Source organism: Rikenella microfusus DSM 15922 (assembly GCF_000427365.1).
Lineage (GTDB): Bacteria > Bacteroidota > Bacteroidia > Bacteroidales > Rikenellaceae > Rikenella > Rikenella microfusus.
This window is the reverse complement of sequence record NZ_KE386488.1, coordinates 2646231-2672108: the sequence shown is the minus strand read 5'-3', so window position 1 is coordinate 2672108 and position 25878 is coordinate 2646231. Positions and strand designations below refer to the sequence as shown.

The window sequence follows — 25878 nt, the reverse complement described above, 5'->3', positions numbered from 1 at the left end:
AACGGTGTAACAGAACATATAACTGACTTGTAAATAAGACACAGATGATTCGTGCGGCACTTTTCGATCTGGACGGCGTGATCGTCGATACGGCCAAATATCATTATCTGGCTTGGCGGCGGCTGGCGGCCGAGTTGGGATTCGTATTCACGGAGACCGATAACGAACGCCTCAAAGGGGTCAGTCGGATGCGGTCGCTCGATCTGTTGCTGGAAGCCGGCGGATTTCCGGAAAATAGTTTTACGGCGACGCAGAAAGAGGAGCTGGCCGCCCGGAAAAACGCATGGTATGTAGAATATATTTCCCGGATGACCCCGGGCGAGATACTGCCCGGCGTACTTCCGTTCCTGGCCGGGGCGAGGGCCGACGGGGTACGGACGGCGCTGGGATCGGCCAGCCGGAATACGGGAATCATTCTCGACCGGTTGGAGATCGGAACGTTGTTCGATACGGTGGTGGACGGCACGATGGTGACGCGCACGAAGCCCGATCCGGAGGTCTTTCTTCGGTGCGCGGCGCGGTTGGGAGGTATCCCGGCGGGGGAGTGCGTGGTTTTCGAAGATGCGGAGGCCGGAATCGAAGCGGCGCGCGCCGCAGGCATGCGCAGCGTGGGCATAGGGACTCCGCAGAGACTGAAACAGGCGGATCTGGTGGTTCCGGGATTCGGAGGAATTACCTGGCAGGAAATTAAGAATCAGCTTAGTACGAAAGTATGATGGAACGTAGATTGGAAGTCGATCCGTGGCGGATCGTGGAGACGGGTTTCGACGCTGCCGCCGGGCCGGATTGCATGGCTTCAGAGAGCCTGTTCAGCATCGGAAACGGAGCGATGGGAGGCCGGGCGAATTTCGAGGAGTTTTTCGGCGGACGGACGTTGCAGGGAAACTATATCGGGGGAATTTTCTATCCGGACAAGACGCGGGTAGGGTGGTGGAAAAACGGTTATCCGGAGTATTTCGCCAAAGTGCTCAATTCGGCGTTTTGGCCGGGAATCGATATTTATGTCGGGGAAGAGCGGCTGGATTTGTCGATTTGCCGGATCGAGGCGTTCCGTCGCGAACTGGATATGCGGCGCGGGGTGTTGTCCCGGACCTTTACGGCGGTTTTGCCGAACGGGGTGAAGGTCGGGGTGAAGGTACGGCGGATCGTGTCGATGGCGGAACCGGAACTGGGGGCGCTCTCTTATGAACTGACCTTGCTTTCGGAAAGCGGGGCCGAGGTGTCGGTAACGGCATTCGTGGAGGGCGATGTGCGGAACGAAGATGCCAATTACGATGAAAAGTTCTGGGAACCGGTCGCTTTGGACAGAGAGTCGGGGGCGCTGACGATGCGGACGAAAAAGACCGGTTTCGAAGTTCGCTGGACGCAACGGACGGCGGTGAAGGCTGCCGGCAGACCGGTCTCAGGGCGAAATGTCTCGGAAAACGAGCGGATAGCGGAACGGTTCGTTTGTACCCTGAAAACGGGGGAAACCGTGGCGTTGGACAAATTCGTCGGGGTGGCGTCGTCGTTGAACCATCCGGAGGCGGAGTTGGCGGCAGCGGCCGAAAGTGTGGCGCAACGGGCCTGGGCAGCGGGCTTCGAGGCCGTCCTTGCGGCGCACGAACAGGCATGGGCGGAGAAGTGGGCCGGATGCGATGTCGTGATCGAGGGAGACGAGGCGGCGCAGCAGGGTATCCGGTTTTGTATCTTCCAGCTTTTGCAGACCTATACGGGTCGGGACAGCCGCCTGAATGTGGGGCCGAAAGGGTTTACGGGCGAGAAGTACGGGGGGAGTACTTATTGGGACACGGAGGCATACTGTCTGCCGTTCTACCTCTGTACCAGCGGCGAGGAGGTGGCCCGCCAGCTGCTCCGATACCGTTACCGGCAACTGCCCCAGGCGATCGGGAATGCCGCGAAGCTGGGGTTCAAGGACGGGGCGGCGCTCTATCCGATGGTGACGATGACGGGCGAGGAGTGCCACAACGAGTGGGAAATCACGTTCGAGGAGATACACCGCAACGGGGCGATCGCTTATGCGATTTACAACTTCTGTCGTTATACGGGGAAACGGGATTATTTGGCCGAAGGCGGGCTGGAGGTGCTGGTCGGCATCGCCCGGTTCTGGGCGCAGCGGGCGACGTTCTCGGAACCGAAAGGACAGTATGTGATCCTGGGGGTGACGGGGCCGAACGAATATGAAAACAATGTCGATAATAATTGGTATACCAACTATCTGGCGGCCTGGTGCCTCCGGTATGCGTCCGAGGCGGCGGAATACGTGGCGGCGCAGTATCCGGACGATTACCGCCGGATCGTGGCCGCGACGGGGCTGAATGCCGCGGGCGACGAGTTCGCGCGGTGGCGGGAGGTGGCGGACGGGATGTTCCTGCCGGAATGGACGCTGGAAGACGGAGAGACCGTATTCCTGCAACAGGAGGGATACATGGATAAGGAGCAGCGGATGGCGGCGGATATACCGGCGGAACAGAGGCCGATCAACCAGCATTGGTCGTGGGACCGTATCCTGCGGAGCTGTTTCATCAAACAGGCGGACGTGTTGCAGGGTCTCTATTTCTTTCAGGAAGCGTTCGGAGGGGAGACGATCGCCCGCCATTTCGATTTCTACGAGCCGAGGACGGTACACGAGTCGTCGCTGTCGCCCTGCGTGCATTCGATACTGGCTTCGCTGACGGGGCGTGCGGCGAGGGCTTACGAATTGTATCTGCGGACGGCGAGGCTCGATCTGGACGATTATAATCGGGAGGTGCACGAAGGGCTGCACATTACGAGCATGGCCGGGTCGTGGCTTTCGGTGGTCGAGGGTTTCGGGGGGATACGGGTCGGACGCGACGGACGTCTGCATGTCGTGCCGCGATTGCCGGAAAAGTGGCGTTCGCTGGCCTTCGAGTTGCATTACCGGGGAGCGATCCTGCGGTTCGGACTCGGCACCGGCGAAGTCCGGGTCGTCTCGGTGAACGGGAGGCCGGCGGAGGTCGTGGTCGGGGAGCGGTGTTACCGGGTCGATGATCGGGGTATTCAGGTAAAAGTCGGATAATCATGGGGCAGTTGTTATATCGTTGCCGGCCGCAGGCTTGTAAGCGGCATCCGCAGTGGGCTTACGATGCGGTGATTTATGAGCTGAACGTTCGGCAGTTTTCGCCCGAAGGGACGTTTGCCGCGGTGGCGGCCCAGTTGCCGCGGCTGAAAACGCTGGGGATAGACATCATTTGGTTCATGCCCGTATATCCGATCGGCGAGGAGCGCCGGAAGGGATCGTTGGGCAGTTATTATTCGATCCGGGATTATTGCGCGGTCAATCCGGAATTCGGGACTTTCGACGAGTTCAGGGCTTTGGTGGACGAGGTGCACAGGCTGGGGATGCGGGCAATCCTGGATTGGGTGCCGAACCACACTTCGCGCGACGCGGTGTGGACGTCGGAGCATCCGGAATGGTACAAACGCGATCCGCTGACGGGGGAGATCGCGACGCCTTACGACTGGACGGACACGGCCCAGCTGGACTACGATAATCCGCAGATGAGGCGGGGAATGACGGAGGCGATGTTGTTCTGGCTCCGGGAGACGGCGATCGACGGCTTCCGGGTGGATATGGCGATGCTGGAGCCTTTGCAGTTCTGGAATACGTGCGTGCCGGAGCTGGAGGCGTTTATGGATGCCGGGGCGCGGGGTTTGTTCATGCTGGCGGAGGCGGAAGGGCCGGAGTTCCATACGGCGGCGTTCGATGCCACTTATTCGTGGGAGTTGCATCACCTGACGGTCGATATAGCCCGGGGCAAGGTGCCTGCGCCGGCTGCGGCTTTGCGCGACCGGTTGCTGAAAGAGGGGCAGGTCTATCCGCCGGATGCTTTGCGGATGCGGTTCACGTCGAACCATGACGAAAATTCGTGGAGCGGTTCGGAGTTCGAACGGTATGGGGCGGCGGTGCGGCAGATGGCGGCGCTGACTTATTTATTGCCGGGTATGCCGCTGATTTACAATGGCCAGGAGGCGGCTTCGGATAAAAAACTGCCGTTTTTCGAGAAGGATTGTGTGGACTGGTCGGGTTTGGGAGGGGAGTCCGATGAGTTGTATCGGGAGTTGAATGCGTTGCGCCATTCGCATGCTGCTCTGCGGGGCGGGGTGGAGGGGGGCGATCTGTTCGCGATGGATAATTCGTTGCCGGATAAGGTTTTTGCTGTGAAGCGTCGGGCTGAGGACGGGCTGGTGATCGGTGTCTTCAATCTCTCGGGGGATCATGCCGATCTGGAGTTCCATGACGAGGATTTCAATGGCGAGTTCCGGCAGGTGGGATCGCAGGAACCGGCTCTGTTGCACAGCGATGCGCATTTCTACCTGCCGCCGTGGGGCTTCTTCGTCTATTTTAAATAACCGTTCGTTTATTTGTACTGTTTTAGACTTTTGAGGCAACCGTTCTTTCTTTGAAAAGAAAGAACCAAAGAAACTTTCGAGCAGGTTTGCGGCGCCTCAGTTTATCGGAAACCTTTTTCTTGCAGACTTCTTTGTTCTGTAACGGATAGGGGGCTATATGCCAGGGTTATACCCGATTAGCCCCCTATCCGTTACAGAACAAGCTAATTAGAGAAATAGGTCATCCGCCAGGCTCAGGAGATGCGAAGCATCTCAAAAAGTTTTTCTGGTTCTCTTTGTTCACAAAGAGAACAGTACCCTCAAACCTAAATAGTACGAATAAACGAAGGGATAATAAAAAAGGGGACATATGTCCCCTTTTGGCTTTCATCGCACCGTACATCAAGCTCCGTATGTTGTACAGAGTGAGGGTTATGGTTGCAGATGACAAGTTTAGTCGGCGTTTACTTGCCACAGGCGAGGAAGTTGTGTAAAACGTTCCCTGGCCCGTGAGTTGAAACGTCGCAGGATAATAATGCAAAGCCCGTGCCAAACGGCACAGGCCTGTGTGTTTGAGGTAGATGACCGCTTCCCGGAAATTAACGGAGTTGCCGTTCGATCTCTTCGACCTGCTGACGGATGATTTTGTCGGTTTCGATCAGGTTCGGAATAGTCTTGCAGGCATGCAGGACCGTCGCGTGGTTTTTACCGCCGAGCGCGGCTCCGATTCCAGCCAACGGCGTTTTCGTATGCTGTTTGCAGAGGTACATGGCGATCTGGCGGGCCTGGGCCACCTCGCGCGTCCGTTTGGCCGAGAGCAGTACGGCTTTGTCGATTTTCAGGATCGAGCAGGTCAGATCGATGATCGAATCGACCGTGATTTCCCTGGTTTCTATCTTGACGATGTCCCGCATCACGTTCCGCGTCAGCTCCAGCGTAATGCGTTTGCCGAGCAGTCTCGAATGCGCTTCCAGCGACGTCAGCGCCCCTTCGATCTCGCGAACGTTGGCCTTGATGTTCTGGGCGAGGAACTGGATTACGTCGTCTCCGACTTCGAGGCCCATTTTCCGGCATTTATGCCGCAGGATCTCGATCTTGGTGGCCAGGTCCGGAGGGGTCAGCTGTGCGGACAAGCCCCATTTGAACCGGGTGATCAGCCGCTCTTCGATGTCGGTCAGCTCCACCGGCGGCCGGTCGGAAGTCAGGATGAGCTGTTTGCCCAGCATGCGCAGGTGGCTGAAGATATTGAAAAAGATATTTTGCGTTCCCGGTTTTCCCGCCAGTTCCTGAATGTCGTCGATAATCAGCACGTCGATCATCTGGTAGAACTGGATAAAATCGTTCAGCTCTCCGCGCCAGGCAGCGGTCTGGAACTGATTCTGAAACCGGTTCGAGCTGACGTACAGTACTTTGCATTCCGGGTCGCGTTCTTTGATAGCGAGTCCGATCGCTTGTGCGATATGGGTTTTGCCCAGCCCCGAATTACCGTAGATGAACAACGGATTGAACGAGGTTTTGCCCGGCGCCACGCTGATGGAGATGCCGGCCGACCGTGCCAGCCGGTTGCAGTCCCCTTCGATGTGGTTTTCGAACGTCAGTTCCGGATTGAGCTGCGAATCGAACGTAACTTTTTTGATCCCCGGAATGACGAACGGGTTTTTGATCGTGGAGGTATCCGTCTGGCTGTATAGGGCCGCTCCGGTCCCCGTCTGCCGGCGCGTCGCGGGGGCGACGTTCGGGATAGCGTAGTGGAGCCGCGTCTTCAGGCCGAACTCTTCGCGGATGATCGGCCGCAGCATCGAGATATAGTTCTGTTCGATGTATTGGACATGGCTTTGGTCCGGCACACGGATACGGAGATTTTCCCCATCGAAACTCAGCGGTACCATGGGTTTGAACCATTTGACAAACTCGTCGTCCGAGGTCTGGTTCTTAATCAGACTCAGGCAGTTTTGCCAAATGGCGTTGTATCTCTCTTCAAAAATTTCGCCGGAGGCCATTTAGTTCAATATTCGATAATTTTAGTTTCCGTAAGGGCGGTAGTCCGTCGTTTTCGGTCGTACAAAAGTGTGGAATAAATCGGAATAAAAAAAACGCTTCGGGATTGTTTTTTTTGATTGTTTGACTATGCGTTTTTGCTCTCCCGTTCGAATCGTTTGGTTATGGATGTATTAAGGATTGTTGTGTGAATTTTCGGTATTGATAATCTTTTTATATTTTTGATTATTAATCAGTTGTATTTATTTTAAAATTGCTTGTCATTGTGGATCAGCGGCTTGCGTTTTGCAAAGAAACAAGTTTCCGTACGGTAAGTCTCCGGAGAGTCGTTCCCGGCAAATCGTGTGCCGTAAAAAAGGGGTTGTCTATCCGGAGAAATGTGTTAAATTTGTATTCAAGGACTTGTGCGGGATGTCCCGATGGTGCGGATTTAACAAATATTTCGGAATATTATGGAAAACAACGTGGACAAAATCGTGGCGCAGCGCGCCCAGCAATGGCTCGACGGGGGATATGACGAACAGACCAAGGCGGCTGTCCGGAAAATGATGGAAAACGATCCGAAAGAGCTGACCGAGTCGTTTTACCAGACGTTGGAATTCGGTACCGGCGGCCTGCGCGGAATCATGGGGGTGGGGACCAACCGGATGAATATCTATACGGTGGGAATGGCGACGCAAGGGTTGGCGAACTATCTGAAAAAATCGTTCCCCGGCCGGGAAATCAAAGTGGCGGTGGCTCACGACTGCCGCAACAACAGCGACCTGTTCGCCAGGACCACCGCGGATGTGTTCGCGGCCAACGGATTTACGGTGTACCTGTTCGATGCGCTGAGGCCTACGCCGGAATTGAGCTTCGCGATCCGGTATCTGGGGTGTATGAGCGGCGTGGTCGTGACCGCTTCGCACAATCCGAAAGAATATAACGGTTATAAGGCTTATTGGAACGACGGTGCGCAGGTAATCGCGCCGCACGATACCAATATCATCGACGAGGTGAACAAAATCTCGGACATTTCGCAGGTCAAATTTTCGGGCGGCGACGGCAAGGTCGTCTCCGTCGGCGAGGAGGTGGATAAGGCCTATCTGGACATGGTCGCTTCGTTGTCGTTATCGTCGGAGGCGGTGAAAGCGCAAAAGGACATGAAGATCGTCTATACGCCGATCCACGGGACGGGCGTAAGGCTCGTCCCGGCGGCGTTGAAACGTTTCGGTTTCGAAAATGTCATCCATGTACCCCAGCAGGATGTGAACGACGGGAACTTCCCGACCGTGGTGTCGCCGAATCCGGAGGAGCCGTCGGCGCTCAAACTGGCTCTGGCGAAAGCCGACGAAACGGGAGCCGACCTGGTGATCGCCACGGACCCGGATGCCGATCGGATCGGGATCGCCGTGCGGCAGCCGGCGTCCGAAGGCGGCGGCATGCTGTTGCTGAACGGCAACCAGACCGGAACCTTGCTGACCTATTATCTGTTGGAGCGGTGGAAAGAGTTGGGGAAACTGCATCCGAACGACGGGAAGGAATTCATGGTGAAGACGATCGTGACGACGGAACTGATCGCGCGGATCGCGGCCTCTTTCGGGGTGGAATGTTACGACGTGCTGACGGGGTTCAAGTTCATCGCGGCGGTGATCCGCGAGAACGAAGGCAAAAAACGGTTTATCGGCGGCGGCGAGGAGAGCTACGGCTATCTGATCGGCGATGCGGTGCGCGACAAGGACGCGGTGGCGAGCGCTTCGATGGTGGCCGAATGTGCGGCTTGGGCGAAGTCCACGGGCAAAGGCTCGCTGCTGGACCTGCTCAAGGAGATCTATGTGAAATACGGCTTCTTTAAGGAAGGTCTGGTGTCGGTGGTACGCAAAGGCAAGGACGGGCAGGCCGAAATCAAACGGATGATGGTCGATTTCCGCAATCAGCCGCCCACGGAGCTGGCCGGCTCGAAAGTGGTCGAAGTGCGGGACTATCTGGGACAGTATAAAGTGGTGAACGGAGTGAAAGAGGCGATGGACCACCTGCCTAAGTCGGACGTGCTTCAGTTCGTGACCGAAGACTCCACGATCGTTTCGGTACGGCCCAGCGGCACCGAACCGAAAATCAAGTTCTATTTCGGCGTGCGCGAACCGCTGGCCGACACGGCGCAGTACGATACGGTGAACGCCCAGCTGGGCGAAAAAATCGAACGGATCAAAAAGGAGTTGCGCCTTGTCTGAGACTGAGCTTACTTTTCTGGGGACCGGCACCTCGCAAGGGGTGCCGATTATCGGTTGCGGCTGCGAGGTCTGTACGTCGGCCGACCCGCACGACAAACGGTTGCGCTCGTCGGTACTCGTCGAACGGGACGGAGTACGGATCGTAATCGACACGGGACCGGATTTCCGGTACCAGATGCTGCGCGAACATGTCTCCCGGATAGATGCCATCCTCTATACGCACGGGCATATGGACCATGTGGGAGGGATGGACGACGTGCGGGCGTTCAATTACGTGATGCGGCGGCCGGTGGACATCTATTGCGAGCCGAGGGTCCGAAAGACGCTGGAACGGGTTTTCGACTACGCTTTCGCCGAACAGAAGTATCCGGGGGTGCCGGAAGTCGTGTTGCATCCGATCCTTTCGGACGCGGAGGCATTCGACGTGCACGGTGTGAGCGTGATGCCCGTGCGGGGCATGCACTATCGGTTGCCGGTATTGGGCTACCGGATCGGCGACATATGCTACCTGACGGACATGAATGCGATCGACGAAAGCCAGATCGACAAATTCCGGGAGGTGGAAGTGCTGGTCGTCAACGCCCTGAGGCGGGAAAAACATATTTCGCACTTTACGCTGGACGAAGCGTTGGCGGTGATTGCCCGGGCGAAACCGAAACGGGCCTACCTGACGCATATTTCCCATCAGCTGGGACGGTATGAAGAGGTGCGCAGGGAATTGCCGGAAAATGTTTTTCCGGCCTATGACGGATTGAAAATCAAAGTGTGACGAATGGATTTCAAAGATAAGGTGGTTGTCGTAACGGGCGCTTCGTCCGGGATCGGCGAGGCGTTGGCGCGTCGTTTTTCGGCACTCGGGGCGCATGTGGTCGCCGGAGCGCGGAGCCTCAGTAAACTGGAGACGGTGGTCGCCGGGTTGCCGACCGAAGGATTGGCGGTGCAGTGCGACGTCTCGAAGGAGGAAGATTGCCGGCGGCTGATCGACCGGGCGGCGGAGGTTTACGGCCGGATCGACGTATTGGTGAACAATGCAGGGATTTCGATGCGGGCGTTGTTCGACGACGTGGATCTGGACGTATTGCGGAAGTTGATGGATACCAATTTCTGGGGCACCGTGTATTGCACCAAATATGCGCTGCCTTATATACAGCGGTCGCACGGGAGTATCGTGGGAGTTTCGTCCGTGGCCGGCTTCCACGGTTTGCCGGGCCGGACCGGTTATTCCGCATCGAAATACGCGATGCACGGATTGTTGGAAACGGTGCGGGTCGAGAACCTGAAGAAAAAGGTGCACGTGCTGATCGTCGCGCCCGGATTTACGGCCTCCAACGTGCGGTTCGCGGCGTTGACGGCGGACGGATCGCAGCAGGGCGCTTCGCCGCGCGAAGAGGGAAAAATGATGACCGCGGATGAAGCGGCGGCGAGGATCGTGCGAGCCGTGGCCAAACGCAAACGGACGCTGTTGATGGACTTCGACGGCAAGGCGACGCGGATATTGAAATTTTTCGCGCCCGGGCTGTTGGATAAATTGTATTATAACCACATGGCGAAAGAACCGGATTCGCCGTTCAAGTAACATGCCGAAAAGAAAATCGTTATGCTGAAAACAGGAGATAAAGCGCCGGACTTCGCGGCGCAGGATCAGGACGGGAAGGTCGTTTCGCTGGCCGACGTACTGGCAGGGGGCAAGAGCGTGATCCTTTACTTTTATCCGAAAGACAATACGCCGGGTTGTACGGCCGAAGCCTGTTCGCTCCGGGACGGCTATTCGGAGCTGTCGAAAAAGGGATTCGTCGTGTTGGGTGTGAGCGCGGACAGCGCGGCTTCGCACGCGAAGTTCATCGAAAAACACGGATTGCCGTTCACGCTGTTGGTCGATGCGGATCACCGGATCGCGGAAGCGTACGGGACATGGGGCGAAAAAAAATTCATGGGACGCACCTATATGGGCATGATCCGTACCACCTTTATTATCGGTACTGACGGTGTGATCGCACAGGTCTTCGATAAGGTGAAAACCAAAGATCATTTCGGTCAGATTCTGGAATGGTACGAGTCGGAAAAACAATAATTACATACGAAACGAAGAATGGCAGAAGAAAAAGAAAAGGCTCCGGCGCCCAAGACGGCGGAGGCGGAAAAAACGGCCGCCAGGAAACGGCCGGAGATACCGGCTGAAAAGCTGAAAGTGCTTCAGGCGGCGATGGATAAACTCGAAAAGGATTTCGGCAAGGGGACGATCATGCGGATGAGCGACCACGTGGTCGCCGACGTGCCGGTGATTTCGTCGGGGTCGATCGGGCTGGACCACGCGCTGGGCATCGGCGGTTATCCGCGGGGCCGGATCGTGGAGATTTACGGGCCGGAATCGTCGGGTAAGACGACGCTGGCGATCCATGCGATCGCGGAGGCGCAGAAAGCGGGAGGCATCGCGGCATTCATCGACGCCGAACATGCTTTCGACCGTTTTTATGCGGAAAAACTGGGCGTGGATGTGGACAATCTGCTGATTTCTCAGCCGGATAACGGAGAGCAGGCGCTGGAGATCGCCGACCACCTGATCCGTTCGAGCGCGATCGATATCGTGGTGATCGACTCGGTGGCGGCCCTGACGCCGAAAGCGGAGATCGAGGGGGATATGGGGGATTCCAAAGTCGGCTTGCAGGCCAGGCTGATGTCTCAGGCTCTGCGTAAATTGACCGGCACGATCAGTAAAACTAACACGTTGTGTATATTTATCAACCAGTTGCGTGAGAAGATCGGCGTGATGTTCGGCAATCCGGAAACGACTACCGGGGGGAATGCCCTGAAATTCTATGCTTCGATCCGGGTCGATGTGCGCAAGGGAACGAGCCTGAAAGACGGCGACGAGGCGACCGGGAACCGGACGAAAGTAAAGATCGTGAAGAATAAAATGGCCCCGCCTTTCCGTAAAACCGAATTCGATATCGTTTTCGGCGAAGGAATATCCAAGGTCGGCGAAATTATCGACTGGGGCGTGGAATTCAATATCATCAAGAAGAGCGGTTCGTGGTTCTCGTACGGCGACCGGAAACTGGCTCAGGGACGGGACGCCGTGAAGAATCTGCTCTTGCAGGATGCCGCGCTGACCGAAGAGCTGGAGGCCAAGGTGCGCGAGGCGTTGGCCCAGGCGAAGGAATAGCTCCGCCGACAGCCGGTTCGGAGTACGGGCGGGCTTTCGTCTTCAAGACGAAAGCCCGCCTTTTTTAGGTCGGGTAACGGATTATTGCGGGAAAAATTGTATCTTGGGTTCTGAAAAATGTAGACTATGACAGATTTCAACCCCTCTTTCGGTGAAAATCCCGCACCAGCGACAGTACCGGCCGAATCCGGAACGAGACCGGCCCGGGACAATTACGATAAGGATGAATTGATGGTGCAGCAGCAGTTCGACGAATTGCTGGAACGGTGTGCGCCGATCTGTAAAAGCGAGGGGGATTACGAGCGTATCCGTCAGGCTTTCTATTTCGCCAATGAGGCGCATAAAGGGGTGAAACGCCATTCCGGGGAGCCGTATATTACGCATCCGCTTTCGGTTGCCCGGATCGTCGTAGTGGAAATCGGGCTGGGGGTAAAATCGGTTATGGCGGCGCTCCTGCACGATGTGGTGGAAGACACGGATTATACGGTCGAAGACATCGAACACCATTTCGGGGCCAAAGTCGCGTCGATGGTGGACGAGCTGACCAAACTGGAAGGGGCTTTCGCGCAGGATATATCCAAACAGGCGGAGAATTTCAAAAAAATGCTCCTGACCCTGTCGGACGATATACGGGTATGCCTGATCAAGATCGCCGACCGGTTGCACAACATGCGGACGCTGGGGTCGATGCCCAAGCACAAACAGATGAAGATCGCCTCGGAGACGATTTACCTTTTCGCACCGTTGGCGCACCGGCTGGGGCTTTATGCGATCAAGACGGAGTTCGAAGACCTGAGCCTCAAATATCGGTTCCCGGACGAATATAATCAGATCAAACAGAAACTGGCCGATACGGAGCCGCAGCGGCTCCAGTTTATCGAAAAGTTCAACCCCCCGATTATCGAGAAACTCAAGGAGAACAATATCGAGTTCGAAATTTCGGGGCGTGTCAAGTCGATTTATTCGATCTGGAAAAAAATGAAGCGCAAGCAGGTTTCGTTCGAAGAGATTTACGACCTGTTCGCGATCCGGATCGTATTCAAGCCTTCGCCGCTGATTCCCGAAAAATCCCAATGCTGGCATGTCTATTCGTTGATTACGGATATTTATAAACCGAAGCCGGACCGGATACGGGACTGGGTCAATATCCCGAAAGCGAACGGGTACGAGGCGCTGCATTGCACGGTAATGGGGCCGGAAGGGGTTTGGGCCGAAGTCCAGATACGTTCGGAGCGGATGAACGAAATCGCAGAACGCGGTTTTGCGGCGCATTGGAAATACAAGGCGGAGGGAAAAGGCGGGGAAGATGCCGGCAATGACCGCGAGCTGGATCAGTGGCTGGCGCAGCTCCGGGAGGCGTTGAACAGCCCTTCGGAAGACGCCGTGGAGTTCATGGACAACTTCAAGATGAACCTCCAGGTATCCGAGATCGTGGTCTTTACTCCCGACGGGGAGTCCAGAACGATGCCGAAAGGGGCGACGGTGCTGGATTTCGCTTATGAAATACACTCCAAGATCGGGAATCGCGCGATCGGGGCCAAAGTGAATTACAAAATCACGCCCCTTTTCGCAGAAATCCATACCGGCGACCAGATCGAAATCCTGACTTCGCAGAATGCCCGGCCTCAGGTCGAGTGGCTCGATCACATCACGACGGCGAAAGCGAGGACGCATATCAAGCAGTTCCTGAAACGCGACGGCGAAAATAATATCGTGAGGGGCCAGGAGTTGTTCGAGGCGGAGATGAAAAAGCTCGGCGTACCTTTGCAGGCCAGGGTATTCCGCAAAGTGCTGCCGGCCTATCATTCTGCCGGCAAGGATGAGTTTTACAGTAAACTGGGGGCGGGAATCATCCGGTTGGACGGTCTGGACAAGATCCTGAAACAGAATGCCGCCAGTAAGTTGATGAAGTACTGGACGCTCCAGTTCGCCAACCCGTTCCGTTTCCTGGGGACGGGCGATGACAGGAAGAAAAAGGAGGGGGAAGAGGGGGGCGAACAGGCCGGTTACCGGTATGTGATGGCCGAATGCTGCAATCCGATACCGGGAGACGAAGTGGTCGGTTTCAAGATGGACGACGGCAGGGTGGAGGTACATAAGAAAAACTGCCATAATGCGGTCAAGTTATCGGCCCAGCATGGGGAACGGATCGTGCCGGTCAAATGGTCGAGCGAGAAGGTGATGTCGTATCTGGCGGTGATCGAAGTGCGGGGCATCGACCGCGTAGGCATATTGTACGACCTGGCGAAGATTATCAGCGGCGAGTTGAATGTCAATATACGGGAGCTGCATATCCATAGCCATGACGGTATTTTCGAGGGTACGATCAGCCTTTATGTGCGCAGCAGCGAGGATTTGAAAATGATTATGGACAAGGTACGGTCGGCGAAGGGTGTGGAAAAGGTGAACCGGACGGAGGCTTCGATGGTCGATTAAACGGAAAATTCTATGGAAAACGGGCAGGTCGTGCAATTTCTGATCATCGCGGGGGTGATAGCATATGGAATATGGAGTGCGGCAAAGGGGAAGAGGGGCGGGGAGCGATCGCCGCACCGGATGCCTGGCGGTGAGAATTTTCCGTTTCCGGCACCGGAAAGCGTGTCGGAAACGGATTCCGATGGAGCGTCGGGAAGGGAATCGCATCAATCCGACCGATTGCAGCGTGCGGCAGAAGAGGAGCTGAATGGTTCGGCGACGGAAGAAACGGCGGCGGTTTCCCCGTTGCGGCAGCAGAACGAGGAGGGAAACGGAGATCGGCCGTTATTTGAGGAGAGCGAACAAAAACAGCCGGAAGTTCCGGATCTGAGGGCGATCATTATTTCGAATGAGTTGTTGAACCCCAAATACAGAGAATACTAATCATTTAACATAATTAATGTCTGACGGAGAATGGCTACGATTTTCACCAAGATCATCCGCGGGGAGATTCCCTGTTACAAGATTGCGGAAGACGAGAATTATTTTGCATTTTTGGATATAAATCCTTTGGCAGAGGGACATACGTTGGTCGTACCTAAGAAAGAGATCGATTATCTTTTCGATTTGGAAGACCGCGATCTGGCGGGGATGATGGTTTTTGCGAAGAAAGTCGCGGCCCGGATCCGGGAGGCGGTGCCTTGCCAACGAATCGGTGTGGCGGTCATCGGTCTCGATGTGCCGCATGCCCATATTCATTTGGTACCTCTCCGCGAAGGAGGCGATTTGGATTTCAGCCGGCCGAAGCTGAAACTGTCTCCGGAGGAATTTCAGACGATCCAATCCAAGATCCGCTTTTAAAAAGAGTCCTTAAAACGATTGAATAGAGAAGGGCAGGCCCATTTCGGGCCTGCCCTTTTTGTTTTTCGTTAAAGATAGCGGTTACTTTTGTAATTCAATACAATGTAAGTCACAATAATTATATTCACTGGAAGTGCTATTTTGTTATTGCATATATCATTATATCTGCTTGTTATATATTTTTATATGATTTATTTGTTTTACTTATTTGTCTATGTGTATTTTATCCATGTCTTATTCTTATGTTTGTACATTTAATTTCATATCATAATTATATGTAAATCAGTTAAATAATATTTTTATATGGAGTTGCATTGTATGTTTGGATTGTTGTTCTTGGCGAAAATAAAAAGCAGGGAGATGTAAATCTTGTTGTGATTTCAGAGGATTAGATTATATTTGTGATTGAGTAAAGTTACAAGCATGAAAGATCGTCTGGCGCAATTCCTGAAATCCGAAGGGCTTACAGCTGTAAAATTCGCGGAAATTATGGAGGTTCAACCTTCCAGTATATCGCATTTGTTATCAGGCCGTAATAAGCCGAATTTCGATTTTATATCCCGTATATTATTGCGTTTTCCAAGTTTAAACCCCGATTGGTTGATTAATGGAATTGGTGAAATTTACAAGAGTAACCCGAAAAATAGAAACAGCCCGAATACAGATGTAAATGAAAATCGAATTACAAATGTAACAGAAACTAATGGAACGATTCAAACGGAAAATAAAGATACGGTTCGACAGGGAGATATGTTTGAATATTCTTTAAATAAGGAAGATAAGGATATTTCGGAAAACGATAATGATCCTGTTACGGTTGTAAATAGTCGTATTCCGGATAAAACCATGACTGAAGGAAATGATGCTTCTCGTGCAGACAGGAAGTCGATTTCGAGAGTAATAATCTTTTATGCGGACGGATCGTTCGACGAATACCGTAATTGATTTTTCGGACGATTAATTATGTTAAGTCGGTGCCCGTATTTTCAGTAACTGTTTTCGGTGCGGCGGTTTTGCCTGTTTTCTGAATTTGTACCCCGAATCGTTTTCGCAGATATTTGCGGGCGCGGGACGCAACAGCGGCAGTGATATTCGCCCGTATGGCTTTGCAACCGATGAAGATAGCTGCGAAATCGTCCGTGCAACCGATAATATGGATACTTTCGGGGATGAGGTCGTATGGCAAGAAGATATATCCGACGGCGCCGTATATTCTGAGCTTGTCGTTCCAGGGGGTGTCGGAGCTTGAAAGTACGTAATAAAATAGCAATAGACCGTATATTGTCCGTGCTGCAGTTTGTTCGAGTCTTCTTTTTACGGTTGTGGACAGGCAGCCATGCGCACTTCGGGAGGTTGTTTTCATGATCGATGATGCGTTTTCTGTTCGTGAAGGAAAATTATATGCGAGACGGGTTATAACCAATTCGGTTTGGTCAATACGCGGCGGTTATTTGTCAATGGTCGGTTCCGCTTTGTGGCCGGTATTGGTAGTTGTATTTTTAAATGTTATTTATATTATGTTAAATATGCAAAGAGTCGTTCCAGAAGCAGATCGGTTACGTTACGATTAAATCTATTTGGAAATTAGGATATTGGGGGAATATTTCCTATTTTGCGCTGACTTGTTATGGCAAGTTGGCAATGAAAAAAAGAATAATTTTGGAATATCCGTTCCGCTGTACTCCCGGCTCCTTGTTCCGCGCCGTGACTACGCCGTTGGGATTGCGGGGCTGGTTCGCCGATAATGTGGTCGTTTCCGGGACGCGGTACGATTTTTTCTGGAATAAAAGCATGCAGACCGCCAGGTTGGTACATTATAAACGGAATGCTTATGTGCGGTACCAGTGGGAAGACAGCGGAGAACATTATCTGGAAATGCGTATTGCTCATCAGGAACTTACGGGGGATATTCTCCTGACTGTCGTCGATTTCGCCGAAGAGGACGAACGGGACGGCTGCAAAGAGTTGTGGGATACCCTGATCGAGAAACTCAAAAGGGCTATCGGTTGTCCGAAAAAATGATAAATTTGTACCCTCTTATTCCGTACCGGGAATACGGAGGGAAATAATCGTCTCGTCCAGGCCGTTTTTATCCCGGACGACGAAGGATACGGACACCGAATGAAAACTGTTTACCGTTTCGTACTGAAGGCTTACGTGGGACCGATGGTTCTCACGTTCTTCATCGTGATGTTCATCCTGCTGATGCATTATCTGTGGATGCACATCGACGAACTGGTAGGCAAAGGGCTGGGACCGGGCGTAATCGTCGAGCTGGTGTTTTATGCCAGCGCCACGCTGGTGCCCATGGGGTTGCCCCTGGCTACCCTGCTCGCCTCCATCATGACGATGGGCAACCTGGGCGAAAACAATGAGTTGCTGGCGCTGAAAGCGGCCGGTATATCGCTGCCCCGGATCATGAAGCCGCTCATTATTCTGATGACGGTCGTTTGTGTCGGCAGTTTCTTCGTTATCAACAATTTCACTCCCTATTCCTACCAGAAGATGTTTTCGCTGCTGAGCGACATTTCCAAACAGAAACAGGAGATGAAGTTTCAGGACGGGATTTTTTTCAACGGAATTCCCGACATGAGCATCCGGATCGGACATCAGGATCCGGAGACGAACAAACTGAACGATATACTGATCTATAACAACAAGACGTACAGCAAGATGCAGACGACGGTGGCCGATTCGGGCTATATCCGGATTTCGGACGACCGCAAATACCTGATCGTCAATCTGTATAACGGGCAGATATACGAAGAGAACCGGAATTACGAATGGTTCACGAAAAACGAATTGAGCCACCACCTGTTCGACGAGCAGGAGCTGCTGATACCTTTGTCGGGGTTCGCTTTCGAGCGTTCCGACCAAGAGGAGTTTGCCTCGCGGAGCGAAACCAAGAATATGAGCCAGTTGTCTTATACGATCGATTCGCTCAGACATGCCCAGGATTCGATGGTGACGGCGTTCGGCAACAGGCTGATCAAATCGCACTTGCTGCGGAACCTCAGTTATGCGGAGCTGGATTCGTTGCCCCGGCTGCGGCCGGTGTCGGTGATGGCGATGCTCGACACGATGAGCGTAGAGAACCGTAACGCCGTATTCGGACAGGCTTCCGCGTGGGCCGAAGAGGCCCGCAGTTATGCCGATTACGAATCGGAGTATATGAGTTATACCTCGCAGTTGCTCTACCGCGCCCAGGCCGATTTCCAGCGTAAGATCGCACTGCCCTTCTCCATCATGATTTTCTTCCTGATCGGGGCGCCTCTGGGAGCCATCATACGCAAAGGCGGGCTGGGGATGCCTATCGTGGTGTCGGTGCTCTTTTTCGTCGTCTATTATATCATTACGATTACAGGCGAAAAGTTCGTGAAGGACGGGGCTTGGCCCGCGTTTTGGGGGATATGGATATCGAGCTTCATCCTCTTCCCGATCGCGATCTTCCTGACATACAAATCGACGAACGATTCGGCACTGTTCAACCCGGACGCTTACAAAAAACGTCTCGAACCGGTCATTGCGTTGTACCGCCGCACGCGAGCGTATTTGAAGAAAAACAAGGATTAAAAACTACTTATAATGGCTAAAATGCTGAATACCATAGAAGAGGCGCTGGAAGATTTCCGGGCCGGGAAGCTGTTGATCGTCGTGGACGACGAAGATCGCGAAAACGAAGGGGATTTCGTCTGCGCGGCGGAAAAAATCACGCCGGAGATCGTCAATTTCATGGTTCATAACGGACGCGGGGTGCTGTGCGCACCTCTGACCGCCGAACGATGCAAAGAGCTGGAGGTGGATATGATGGTCGGCGACAATACGTCGCTGCTCGGAACCCCCTTCACCGTATCGGTGGACCTGCTCGGCAGCGGCTGTACGACCGGGGTGTCGGCCGAAGACCGGGCCAAGACGATCCGGGCTTTGGTCGATCCGGCCACCCGTCCGCAGGACCTGGGGCGTCCCGGGCATATCTTTCCGCTCCGGGCGCAGGATAAAGGCGTGTTGCGGCGTCCCGGACATACCGAGGCGGTGATCGATCTCTCGCGTCTGGCGGGGATGCAGCTGGGAGGCGCGTTGATCGAGATTATGAACGAGGACGGGACGATGGCCCGTTTGCCGCAGTTGCTGGAGATCGCCAAAAAATACGACCTGAAAATCATTTCGATCGCCGATCTGATCGCCTATCGTCTCAGGCAGGAGTCGATCATCGAACGGGGGGCGCGGGCTACCCTGCCGACCCAGTGGGGCGATTTCGATATCGTCGTCTATCGTCAGAAAAGCAACGGGTTGGAACATATGGCCCTCATCAAGGGCGAATGGGCCGAAGACGAGCCGATTTTGGTGCGGATGCACTCGTCGTGCGCGACGGGGGATATCCTCGGATCGTGTCGCTGCGATTGCGGGGCGCAGCTGCATAAGGCGATGGAGATGGTCGAAAAAGCCGGTAAGGGGGTGATCGTTTATCTGAATCAGGAGGGCCGAGGCATCGGGCTGTTCAACAAAATCAAGGCTTATAAGTTGCAGGACGAAGGGCTGGATACGGTGGAAGCGAACCTGAAGCTGGGCTTCAAGGCCGACGAGCGGGATTACGGCGTGGGGGCGAGCATCCTGCATGACCTCGGTGTACGGAATGTCCGCCTGATGACCAACAACCCGCAGAAACGGGCCGGACTGGAAGGGTACGGCATCAAGATCGTGGAAAACGTGCCGATCGTGATCGCCCCGAATCCCCACAACGCGCATTATCTGGAAACGAAGGAAAAAGATATGGGTCATACGCTGGGCCTGTTCTCGTCCTGCAAAAAATAGGGTCGGATATGGATGCCGGACAGTTACGTATCGTTTATATGGGGACGCCCGATTTCGCAGTGGAACCTTTGCGGCGGCTGGTCGAGGGGGGCTATCATGTCGTGGGCGTCGTGACGGTGCCCGACAAGCCTGCGGGGCGGGGGCTGAAGGTACAGGAGTCGGCCGTAAAGCGTTATGCGACGCAGGCGTTGCCGGAGGTACCGCTGTTGCAGCCGGTGAAACTCAAAGATCCGACTTTCGTGGAGGCATTCCGCGCTCTGTCGCCCGACCTGGCGGTCGTGGTGGCTTTCCGGATGTTGCCGGAGGTGATCTGGGCGATGCCGGAACTGGGGACGTTCAATCTGCATGCTTCGTTGCTGCCTCAGTATCGGGGGGCGGCTCCGATCAATTGGGCGGTCATCAACGGCGAGACGGAAACGGGGGTTACTACTTTCCTGCTGAACCGGGAGATCGATTGCGGAGCTATCCTGATGCAGCGCCGGTTACCCATATCCGGGACCGATACGGCGGGGACGGTGCACGATGCGTTGATGGAGCTCGGCGCCGGATTGGTGCTGGAGACGGTCGATGCTTTGGCGGCGGGCACGGTCCGGCCGGTCGTGCAGCCCGATGCCGCGGAGTCGCGCCTGAAACCTGCGCCGAAAATTTTCAAGGAAGATTGCCGGCTGGTAGGGGAAGGGAAAAACTGGCGGGATTATCCGGTACGGGGATTGTACGATAAGATACGCGGTCTCAGCCCCTATCCCGGCGCCTGGTGCGGGTTCCGGGAGACGACGATGAAAGTGCTGGCCGCTCACTGCGAGGCTTTTTCGGCGGGTGAGGTTCCGCAGACGGCGGATTTCGATTCCGACGGGAGGCAATACTTGCGGGTGGCCTGTGCCGATGGCTGGCTGTACGTAGACCGTTTGCAGGTGGCCGGGAAGCGGGCGATGGAGACCGAGGAATTTCTGAGGGGGTACCGTTTCTGACAGCGTGCGGGCCGGAGTGGCCCGAGTGCGCGAGGGGCATGTTTATCCTGAACACAAAAAGGGGCTTACCGCCCCTTTTTGTGTTCAGGGATGGACCCGGGATGTTTAGAGGGGAACGACCGGGAGGCAGATGTCCACGATGAATTTATGCTCCGGGTGCTGCTGCGGATCGTTCAGGTAAAGTTCATAGCAGTGGCGTCCTTCGGCAGTCCGCAGGCCGTTTTCGCCGATGAGCCTGCACAGGGTCGTCCATGCCGGCCGAAATTCCTCCATGCCGACTTCGAATCGCCCCACGGCATATTGTCCGCCGGTGACGGTGTAAAAGCCGACTTCCCCGTCCGTCTTTATCTCTTGCGGAACGACCAGGCAGGCATCCGAAACGAGCAGGTTTTCATCTGCCGTGATTTCCGGATCGTCGTGGTAAACGGCCAGCGTTTGTACGGCAGGCCCCAGCAAACCGCGCGGGGCGCTCCAGCGCATGAGTCGTTCGAATGCTCCGCCGATGGTGCGGAACGATCCTTTGTGCCGGACATAAACTACTTTCATTTCGGGTCGGTCGCATACTTCGAATGTAAAATCCATGTTGATTCCTCCTTTGATTTGAATGGTTCGACGGGGACAAAGGTAGGCGAAGTGTGCGGCGGGCCGTTGATCCGCGTTGTCCGGGCATTGACCGCCATTGCTTTCCGGTTTGCCGTTCTTGCGGCGGAACTCTTCGGCGGTCAGGCCGAAATGATGTTTGAAAGTACGGCAGAAGACAGGCATCGAGCTGAATCCCAACGTAAAAGCGATGTCGCTTACGGGGCGGTCGGGGTCTTGCAGCAGGCGGTGCCCCGCGGTTTCGATACGTCGGCGGGCGATATATTTCATCGGGGTCTCGCCGAACTCGGCCGTGAAGGTCCGGTGGAAATGATAGGGGGACATATGGGCGAGTCCGGCCAGTTCGCGGAGCGTCGGCGGAGAGTCCAGGCGGTTATTGATATGGTCGATCGCCCGATTGACGGCGCGGGTGTGGAACGTGGGCATAGCCAGACGCGGGTTAGTTTTCGTCGATCAGGTAAAGCTCTTCGCCCGGACGGTGCATCCGGAAGTTTTCGCGGGCGAAGCGCTCCAGGAACGCACTGTCCCGCAGGCCCGCGATCACGGCGCTGTCCTCCCGGATCTTGCGGACGTAGAAGGCTTTTTCTGTCTCCATTTCCCGGATTTTCCGATCCAACTCCCGCGAATCGAGGTAGTTGTTCCGGTCGAAAAAGAGCACCCACGCGACAAAAGCCAATGTCGCGATGACGATGATGTTCCGGTTGGAAAGAAGACGCTCGATTTTCATACCTGTCCGGCAAAGATAGGTTAATTTGCCGGGGTTTTTGTCATATCGGGCGACTGTTCCGGTTGAAGCGGGTAATTATACACGATTTACACAGTCTTATTCGTATGCTTGATTGTCAGTTGTTTTCGGTCTGCGTCCGCTTGTTCGGCGAAAGAGTCTCCCGGCCAAAAACAGTCTCGCAGGAGCTTGAGCCGGGATTTATCTAAGGCGTACCGCAAGGGCCGGGAGGAAATCATGGCTTCGGATTAAAGTGAATGGACTGAAATCAATGCCGGAAACCGAAAAAGTGATCGACCGGGCCGTGCCCTTCGCCGATGCGGAGGTCCGCTCCGGCGGCGATCGCGTTGTGGATGAAGTCCGCGGCATGGCCGACGGCGCGGCTCAGCGGATGGCCGAGCGCCAGATAGGAGGCGAGGGCCGACGAGAGCGTGCATCCCGTTCCGTGCGTATTCTGCGTGTCGATGCGTTCGTGCGTATAGACGCGGGGCAGCTGCTCTCTCGCGGTGAACAGCGTGTCGGTAAGCGTATCGTTCATGAGGTGGCCGCCTTTGAGCAGCAGCGCTTTGGCTCCCTGTTCCCGGAGGGCTGTCCAGACCGGTTCGTAGTCCATGGCGGATTCGATCGTCAGGCCGGTCAGCCGTTCCGCTTCCGGGATGTTGGGCGTCGTGACCGTCGCCAGCGGCATCAGGCGGGCGACGATCGCTTCCGTTGCGCTGCCTTCGGTCAGCACGTCGCCCGAAGTGGCGACCAGCACCGGGTCGAGCACGATGAACGGCGGGTCGTACTCTTTCATCAGCGCGGCGACCCGTTCGACGATTTCGGCGGTAGCCAGCATCCCGATTTTGACGGCGTCGGCCCCGATGTCGTCCAGCACGGCGCGTATCTGTTTTTCGATGATTTCCGGCGAAAGCGGCTCTACCGCCGCGACGCCCAGCGTGTTTTGCGCCGTAACGGCCGTTATGACGCTGGAGGCGTAACAGCCGAGGGCCGAAATGGTCTTGATGTCGGCCTGGATGCCGGCGCCGCCGCCGCTGTCCGATCCGGCTATGGTAAGTATTCGTTTCATGGTTCGTTGAATCAGAAATGGTTGAATCCCATCAATCGCGCGGATTGTCCCTCTTCCCCGCGGTAAACGATTTCCGGCGCACCGGCCGCACACTCCCCGATGACGTGCAGCCTGCGGCCGAATTGTCGGCGGAAATTTGCCTGCAACTCGTCGAAGCGTGCCGGATCTACCGTCAGCAACAGGACGTAGTCTTCGCCTCCGGTCAGAGCCAGCTTCCGGGCGTCCCATCCGTATTTGTCCGCTGTCCGTTCCAGCAGGGGCGAGACGGGAATGTCCCCTATCGTCACCGTCGCGGCCAGCGAGGAAGCCCGCAGGATATGAAGCAAATCCGATGCCACGCCGTCCGACACGTCCATCATGGCGTGTACCGCTTCCTGCGCTCCCAGCCACTCCCCTTCCGCCAGATGGGGCCGGGGCCGGTGGTGCCTCCGAATCAACTCTTCCGTATCGGTATCGGTCGGCAAACGTTGCAGGATAGCCTGCAATCCTCCGGCCGAATCGCCCAGCGGTCCGGTTACGACGATCCGGTCGCCCGGACGGGCGGCATTACGGCGTTTGATATGGCTGTTCCCGGCAGTGCCTAAAACCGTGATATTGATAACGATACCCTCCGGGGAAGAGGTCGTGTCGCCGCCCAGGAGCGGTACGCCGAATGAACGGTAGCCGTCGAAAAAGGCGTCGCACCATTTCGTATCGGTCGTGCCGGGGGGGAGGCCCAGGCTCAGGAAAGTGGCTGCCGGCCGGCCTCCCATCGCCGCGATGTCGCTCAGGTTCACAGCTAAGGATTTCGCCCCCAGTTCGTAGGCGGAGATCCGTTCCCGCAGGAAATGCACGTTTTCGACCAGCAGATCCGTGGTGACCAGCAGCGAACGGTCGTCGCCCCACGGGATGACGGCGCAATCATCGCCGATCCCCTCCCAGCCGTTCGGTATCAGGTCGCGGAAACCGGAGGCGATGCGCCCGATCAGGCCGAACTCCCCTATCTCTTTGATTTTCATGATTTCGCTCGTTCGACTTCGGTCAGCAGCTCCCGGGCCGCCTGGGAGGGTGAAGGAGCCGAACAAATCGCGCTCACCACCGCCACTCCGTCGGCGCCGGCACGGATGACCTCCTGTATGTTGGTTTGCTTGATACCGCCGATCGCTACCATCGGCATGCCGGCACCGACGATGCGCCGTAACCGCGCCAATCCGTCCGGGCCTAAGGCCGCCGCCGTATCGGTTTTGGTCGGCGTGGAAAAGACCGGGCTGGCGCCGATATAGTCCAATCCTGCGAACGACAGGCATTCGAGAGCTTGCGCCTCGTTTTCTACCGAAAGGCCGATGATCGCCTCCGTACCCAGCAACCGGCGGGCGTCGGGATAGGACATATCGTGCTGGCCGATGTGCAGTCCTTCTGCGCCGATGACTTGCGCGATGTCGGCCCGGTCGTTGATAATCAACGGGATACCTGTCGGGCGCAGCAAACCGTGTACGGCCCGCCCCAGTTCGATGAATTCCCGTGTGTCGCACGTTTTTTCACGCAGTTGCACCATCGTTATCCCGCCCCGCACGGCCGCCGAAATAATGTCGAACAGAGATCTGCCGAGCGATAACGACCTGTCTGTTACCAGATAAAGTTCCAGCGCATTCCGTTTCATATTTCCCATTGCCGTACCTCCCTTACTGCCGTCCGGAATTCAGCGACGATATCCCGCATGATTTTTTCCACCGGTTCCACCTGCCGGATCAGCGAGGCGACCTGTCCGATTTCCAGTTCACCTTCGGTCAGGTCGCCTTCGAAGATGCCGCGTTTGGAACGTCTGGCGCCCAATATTTCGCGCAGTTCGTCTGCCGAGGCTCCGTTGGATTCCGCTTCCGCTACCCGCCGGTAAAATTCGTTCCGGACGAGCCGGACCGGGCTTAATTTCTTGAGACATAACATCGTGTCCCCTTCGCCGATCGTCGTGCAGAGATTTTTGAACGCTGCGTGGGCGGAAGATTCTTCGGACAAGGCGAACCGCGTGCCCATCTGGATGCCGTCGGCGCCCAGGGCCAGGGCCGCGAGCATGCCGCGTCCGGTGGCGATGCCCCCGGCGGCCAGCAGGGGCAGCCGTGTCGCCTGTCTGACCTGCGGAATCAGGGCCATGGTCGTAATCTCCTCGCGTCCGTTGTGGCCGCCGGCTTCGAATCCTTCCGCGACGATCGCGTCTACGCCTGCCGTCTCGGCTTTGCGGGCGAAACGGGCCGAGGAGACGACATGGGCCACCGTGATGCCGTGTTCCTTGAGTCGGGCCGTGTAGAGGGCCGGGTTCCCGCCCGACGTGAAGACGACGGGTACCTTTTCGGCGATAAGCAGGCCGATGATCGTTTCGATTTCGGGATAAAAGAGCGGGACGTTCACGCCGAACGGTTTGCCGGTGCCTGCCAGTGCCGCGCGGGTTTGGGCGATATGTTCCGCGAGGGTGTCCGGATGCATGGACCCGGCCCCGATCAGTCCCAGTCCGCCGGCCGAGGAGACGGCTGCGGCGAGCCGCCAGCCGCTGCACCAGACCATGCCGCCCGAAACGATAGGATATTCTGTCTTAAAGAGTTTTGTAACAGCTGTTTCCATTTTGGATACCGATTTTGGTCGATTATTCGATAAAGATATAATAAAAAATCTATAAATTTGTATGATGCAATGTCGTCCGTAGGACGGTGCAATCGTTTGCAGAATTTTGGAAT

The 25878-nt window shown here is 55.6% G+C and carries 24 protein-coding genes; 16 read left to right on the top strand and 8 right to left on the bottom strand.

The features are described from left to right. Positions 1-44 precede the first annotated feature (44 nt). From pgmB to RIKMI_RS14130, 3 genes are read left to right on the top strand one after another with little or no spacing between them, the layout of a single operon-like run. Entirely contained in the window at positions 45-716 is a 672-nt protein-coding gene (gene pgmB, locus RIKMI_RS0112280) for a beta-phosphoglucomutase (protein WP_027291866.1), read from the top strand. Further along, positions 713-3040, top strand: a complete 2328-nt coding sequence (locus RIKMI_RS0112275; RefSeq protein WP_037291982.1) for a family 65 glycosyl hydrolase domain-containing protein — start codon at positions 713-715, stop codon at positions 3038-3040. The genes pgmB and RIKMI_RS0112275 overlap by 4 nt, the downstream gene beginning before the upstream one ends. A 2-nt stretch (positions 3041-3042) precedes the next feature. After that, positions 3043-4374, top strand: a complete 1332-nt coding sequence (locus RIKMI_RS14130; RefSeq protein ID WP_051214543.1) for an alpha-amylase family glycosyl hydrolase — start codon at positions 3043-3045, stop codon at positions 4372-4374. A gap of 578 nt (positions 4375-4952) precedes the next feature. Here the strand turns inward: RIKMI_RS14130 and dnaA are convergent. Next, complete coding sequence (dnaA, locus tag RIKMI_RS0112260) at positions 4953-6353, bottom strand: chromosomal replication initiator protein DnaA (protein ID WP_027291864.1); 1401 nt, start codon at positions 6351-6353, stop codon at positions 4953-4955. Positions 6354-6803: 450 nt separating this feature from the next. Here dnaA and RIKMI_RS0112255 point away from each other — a divergent pair, with 450 nt between their 5' ends. The 9 genes from RIKMI_RS0112255 (at position 6804) to RIKMI_RS14960 (ending at position 15945) form a co-directional block, all read left to right on the top strand. Beyond that, on the top strand, positions 6804-8561 hold the full coding sequence (locus RIKMI_RS0112255) for a phospho-sugar mutase (RefSeq protein ID WP_027291863.1): 1758 nt from the start codon (positions 6804-6806) through the stop codon (positions 8559-8561). Beyond that, on the top strand, positions 8554-9330 hold the full coding sequence (locus RIKMI_RS0112250; RefSeq protein ID WP_027291862.1) for an MBL fold metallo-hydrolase: 777 nt from the start codon (positions 8554-8556) through the stop codon (positions 9328-9330). The genes RIKMI_RS0112255 and RIKMI_RS0112250 overlap by 8 nt, the downstream gene beginning before the upstream one ends. A gap of 3 nt (positions 9331-9333) precedes the next feature. Continuing rightward, the gene (locus RIKMI_RS0112245; protein WP_027291861.1) at positions 9334-10137 is read left to right on the top strand and encodes an SDR family oxidoreductase; all 804 of its coding nucleotides are present in this window, start codon (positions 9334-9336) and stop codon (positions 10135-10137) included. A 21-nt stretch (positions 10138-10158) separates the two neighbouring features. Continuing rightward, positions 10159-10632 (top strand): thioredoxin-dependent thiol peroxidase, encoded by a 474-nt coding sequence (gene bcp, locus RIKMI_RS0112240; RefSeq protein WP_037291978.1) that lies wholly within the window; start codon positions 10159-10161, stop codon positions 10630-10632. An 18-nt stretch (positions 10633-10650) separates the two neighbouring features. Then, on the top strand, positions 10651-11724 hold the full coding sequence (gene recA, locus RIKMI_RS0112235) for a recombinase RecA (protein WP_084135303.1): 1074 nt from the start codon (positions 10651-10653) through the stop codon (positions 11722-11724). A 231-nt stretch (positions 11725-11955) separates the two neighbouring features. Further along, positions 11956-14160, top strand: coding sequence for a RelA/SpoT family protein (locus tag RIKMI_RS0112230; RefSeq protein WP_037291975.1), 2205 nt, complete (start codon positions 11956-11958; stop codon positions 14158-14160). A gap of 12 nt (positions 14161-14172) precedes the next feature. Next, entirely contained in the window at positions 14173-14583 is a 411-nt protein-coding gene (locus tag RIKMI_RS0112225; protein ID WP_027291857.1) for a hypothetical protein, read from the top strand. Between the two features lie 30 nt (positions 14584-14613). Next, entirely contained in the window at positions 14614-15000 is a 387-nt protein-coding gene (locus tag RIKMI_RS0112220; RefSeq protein ID WP_027291856.1) for an HIT family protein, read from the top strand. A 423-nt stretch (positions 15001-15423) separates the two neighbouring features. Next, a complete protein-coding gene (locus RIKMI_RS14960; protein ID WP_147288462.1) occupies positions 15424-15945 on the top strand; it encodes a helix-turn-helix domain-containing protein in 522 nt (173 codons plus the stop codon). Between the two features lie 16 nt (positions 15946-15961). On the opposite strand, the gene RIKMI_RS14125 is transcribed toward RIKMI_RS14960, so the two are convergent. Next, a complete protein-coding gene (locus RIKMI_RS14125) occupies positions 15962-16363 on the bottom strand; it encodes a YkvA family protein (protein ID WP_084135301.1) in 402 nt (133 codons plus the stop codon). Between the two features lie 278 nt (positions 16364-16641). Between RIKMI_RS14125 and RIKMI_RS0112205 the strand changes: the two genes are divergently transcribed. From RIKMI_RS0112205 to fmt, 4 genes are all read left to right on the top strand, one after another. Beyond that, on the top strand, positions 16642-17022 hold the full coding sequence (locus RIKMI_RS0112205; RefSeq protein WP_027291854.1) for an START-like domain-containing protein: 381 nt from the start codon (positions 16642-16644) through the stop codon (positions 17020-17022). Positions 17023-17121: 99 nt separating this feature from the next. After that, positions 17122-18573 (top strand): LptF/LptG family permease, encoded by a 1452-nt coding sequence (locus RIKMI_RS0112195; RefSeq protein WP_027291853.1) that lies wholly within the window; start codon positions 17122-17124, stop codon positions 18571-18573. 12 nt (positions 18574-18585) lie between these two features. Then, positions 18586-19812, top strand: a complete 1227-nt coding sequence (locus tag RIKMI_RS0112190; RefSeq protein ID WP_027291852.1) for a bifunctional 3,4-dihydroxy-2-butanone-4-phosphate synthase/GTP cyclohydrolase II — start codon at positions 18586-18588, stop codon at positions 19810-19812. 8 nt (positions 19813-19820) lie between these two features. After that, a complete protein-coding gene (gene fmt / locus RIKMI_RS0112185; RefSeq protein ID WP_027291851.1) occupies positions 19821-20780 on the top strand; it encodes a methionyl-tRNA formyltransferase in 960 nt (319 codons plus the stop codon). A 105-nt stretch (positions 20781-20885) separates the two neighbouring features. Here the strand turns inward: fmt and RIKMI_RS0112180 are convergent, their stop codons facing one another. The 6 genes from RIKMI_RS0112180 to RIKMI_RS0112150 form a co-directional block, all read right to left on the bottom strand. Continuing rightward, complete coding sequence (locus RIKMI_RS0112180; protein WP_037291971.1) at positions 20886-21806, bottom strand: AraC family transcriptional regulator; 921 nt, start codon at positions 21804-21806, stop codon at positions 20886-20888. A 13-nt stretch (positions 21807-21819) separates the two neighbouring features. Then, entirely contained in the window at positions 21820-22107 is a 288-nt protein-coding gene (locus RIKMI_RS0112175; protein WP_027291849.1) for an FtsB family cell division protein, read from the bottom strand. Positions 22108-22372: 265 nt separating this feature from the next. Continuing rightward, a complete protein-coding gene (gene thiD, locus RIKMI_RS0112165) occupies positions 22373-23173 on the bottom strand; it encodes a bifunctional hydroxymethylpyrimidine kinase/phosphomethylpyrimidine kinase (RefSeq protein ID WP_027291848.1) in 801 nt (266 codons plus the stop codon). Between the two features lie 11 nt (positions 23174-23184). Further along, complete coding sequence (thiL, locus tag RIKMI_RS0112160) at positions 23185-24171, bottom strand: thiamine-phosphate kinase (RefSeq protein ID WP_051214541.1); 987 nt, start codon at positions 24169-24171, stop codon at positions 23185-23187. Continuing rightward, on the bottom strand, positions 24168-24821 hold the full coding sequence (gene thiE, locus RIKMI_RS0112155; protein WP_245584963.1) for a thiamine phosphate synthase: 654 nt from the start codon (positions 24819-24821) through the stop codon (positions 24168-24170). The genes thiL and thiE overlap by 4 nt, the downstream gene beginning before the upstream one ends. After that, positions 24809-25765, bottom strand: a complete 957-nt coding sequence (locus RIKMI_RS0112150) for an NAD(P)H-dependent flavin oxidoreductase (RefSeq protein WP_027291845.1) — start codon at positions 25763-25765, stop codon at positions 24809-24811. Before RIKMI_RS0112150 ends, thiE begins: the two co-directional genes overlap by 13 nt. Positions 25766-25878: the final 113 nt, after the last annotated feature.

What these genes read in the sequence shown, in the direction of transcription:
- pgmB (WP_027291866.1), top strand. Translation starts at nt 45, where the DNA reads ATGATTCGTGCGGCACTTTTCGATCTGGACGGCGTGATCGTCGATACG.
- RIKMI_RS0112275 (WP_037291982.1), top strand. Translation starts at nt 713, where the DNA reads ATGATGGAACGTAGATTGGAAGTCGATCCGTGGCGGATCGTGGAGACG.
- RIKMI_RS14130 (WP_051214543.1), top strand. Translation starts at nt 3,043, where the DNA reads ATGGGGCAGTTGTTATATCGTTGCCGGCCGCAGGCTTGTAAGCGGCAT.
- dnaA (WP_027291864.1), bottom strand. Translation starts at nt 6,353, where the DNA reads ATGGCCTCCGGCGAAATTTTTGAAGAGAGATACAACGCCATTTGGCAA.
- RIKMI_RS0112255 (WP_027291863.1), top strand. Translation starts at nt 6,804, where the DNA reads ATGGAAAACAACGTGGACAAAATCGTGGCGCAGCGCGCCCAGCAATGG.
- RIKMI_RS0112245 (WP_027291861.1), top strand. Translation starts at nt 9,334, where the DNA reads ATGGATTTCAAAGATAAGGTGGTTGTCGTAACGGGCGCTTCGTCCGGG.
- bcp (WP_037291978.1), top strand. Translation starts at nt 10,159, where the DNA reads ATGCTGAAAACAGGAGATAAAGCGCCGGACTTCGCGGCGCAGGATCAG.
- recA (WP_084135303.1), top strand. Translation starts at nt 10,651, where the DNA reads ATGGCAGAAGAAAAAGAAAAGGCTCCGGCGCCCAAGACGGCGGAGGCG.
- RIKMI_RS0112230 (WP_037291975.1), top strand. Translation starts at nt 11,956, where the DNA reads ATGGTGCAGCAGCAGTTCGACGAATTGCTGGAACGGTGTGCGCCGATC.
- RIKMI_RS0112225 (WP_027291857.1), top strand. Translation starts at nt 14,173, where the DNA reads ATGGAAAACGGGCAGGTCGTGCAATTTCTGATCATCGCGGGGGTGATA.
- RIKMI_RS0112220 (WP_027291856.1), top strand. Translation starts at nt 14,614, where the DNA reads ATGGCTACGATTTTCACCAAGATCATCCGCGGGGAGATTCCCTGTTAC.
- RIKMI_RS14960 (WP_147288462.1), top strand. Translation starts at nt 15,424, where the DNA reads ATGAAAGATCGTCTGGCGCAATTCCTGAAATCCGAAGGGCTTACAGCT.
- RIKMI_RS14125 (WP_084135301.1), bottom strand. Translation starts at nt 16,363, where the DNA reads ATGAAAACAACCTCCCGAAGTGCGCATGGCTGCCTGTCCACAACCGTA.
- RIKMI_RS0112205 (WP_027291854.1), top strand. Translation starts at nt 16,642, where the DNA reads ATGAAAAAAAGAATAATTTTGGAATATCCGTTCCGCTGTACTCCCGGC.
- RIKMI_RS0112195 (WP_027291853.1), top strand. Translation starts at nt 17,122, where the DNA reads ATGAAAACTGTTTACCGTTTCGTACTGAAGGCTTACGTGGGACCGATG.
- RIKMI_RS0112190 (WP_027291852.1), top strand. Translation starts at nt 18,586, where the DNA reads ATGGCTAAAATGCTGAATACCATAGAAGAGGCGCTGGAAGATTTCCGG.
- fmt (WP_027291851.1), top strand. Translation starts at nt 19,821, where the DNA reads ATGGATGCCGGACAGTTACGTATCGTTTATATGGGGACGCCCGATTTC.
- RIKMI_RS0112180 (WP_037291971.1), bottom strand. Translation starts at nt 21,806, where the DNA reads ATGCCCACGTTCCACACCCGCGCCGTCAATCGGGCGATCGACCATATC.
- RIKMI_RS0112175 (WP_027291849.1), bottom strand. Translation starts at nt 22,107, where the DNA reads ATGAAAATCGAGCGTCTTCTTTCCAACCGGAACATCATCGTCATCGCG.
- thiD (WP_027291848.1), bottom strand. Translation starts at nt 23,173, where the DNA reads ATGAAACGAATACTTACCATAGCCGGATCGGACAGCGGCGGCGGCGCC.
- thiL (WP_051214541.1), bottom strand. Translation starts at nt 24,171, where the DNA reads ATGAAAATCAAAGAGATAGGGGAGTTCGGCCTGATCGGGCGCATCGCC.
- thiE (WP_245584963.1), bottom strand. Translation starts at nt 24,821, where the DNA reads ATGGGAAATATGAAACGGAATGCGCTGGAACTTTATCTGGTAACAGAC.
- RIKMI_RS0112150 (WP_027291845.1), bottom strand. Translation starts at nt 25,765, where the DNA reads ATGGAAACAGCTGTTACAAAACTCTTTAAGACAGAATATCCTATCGTT.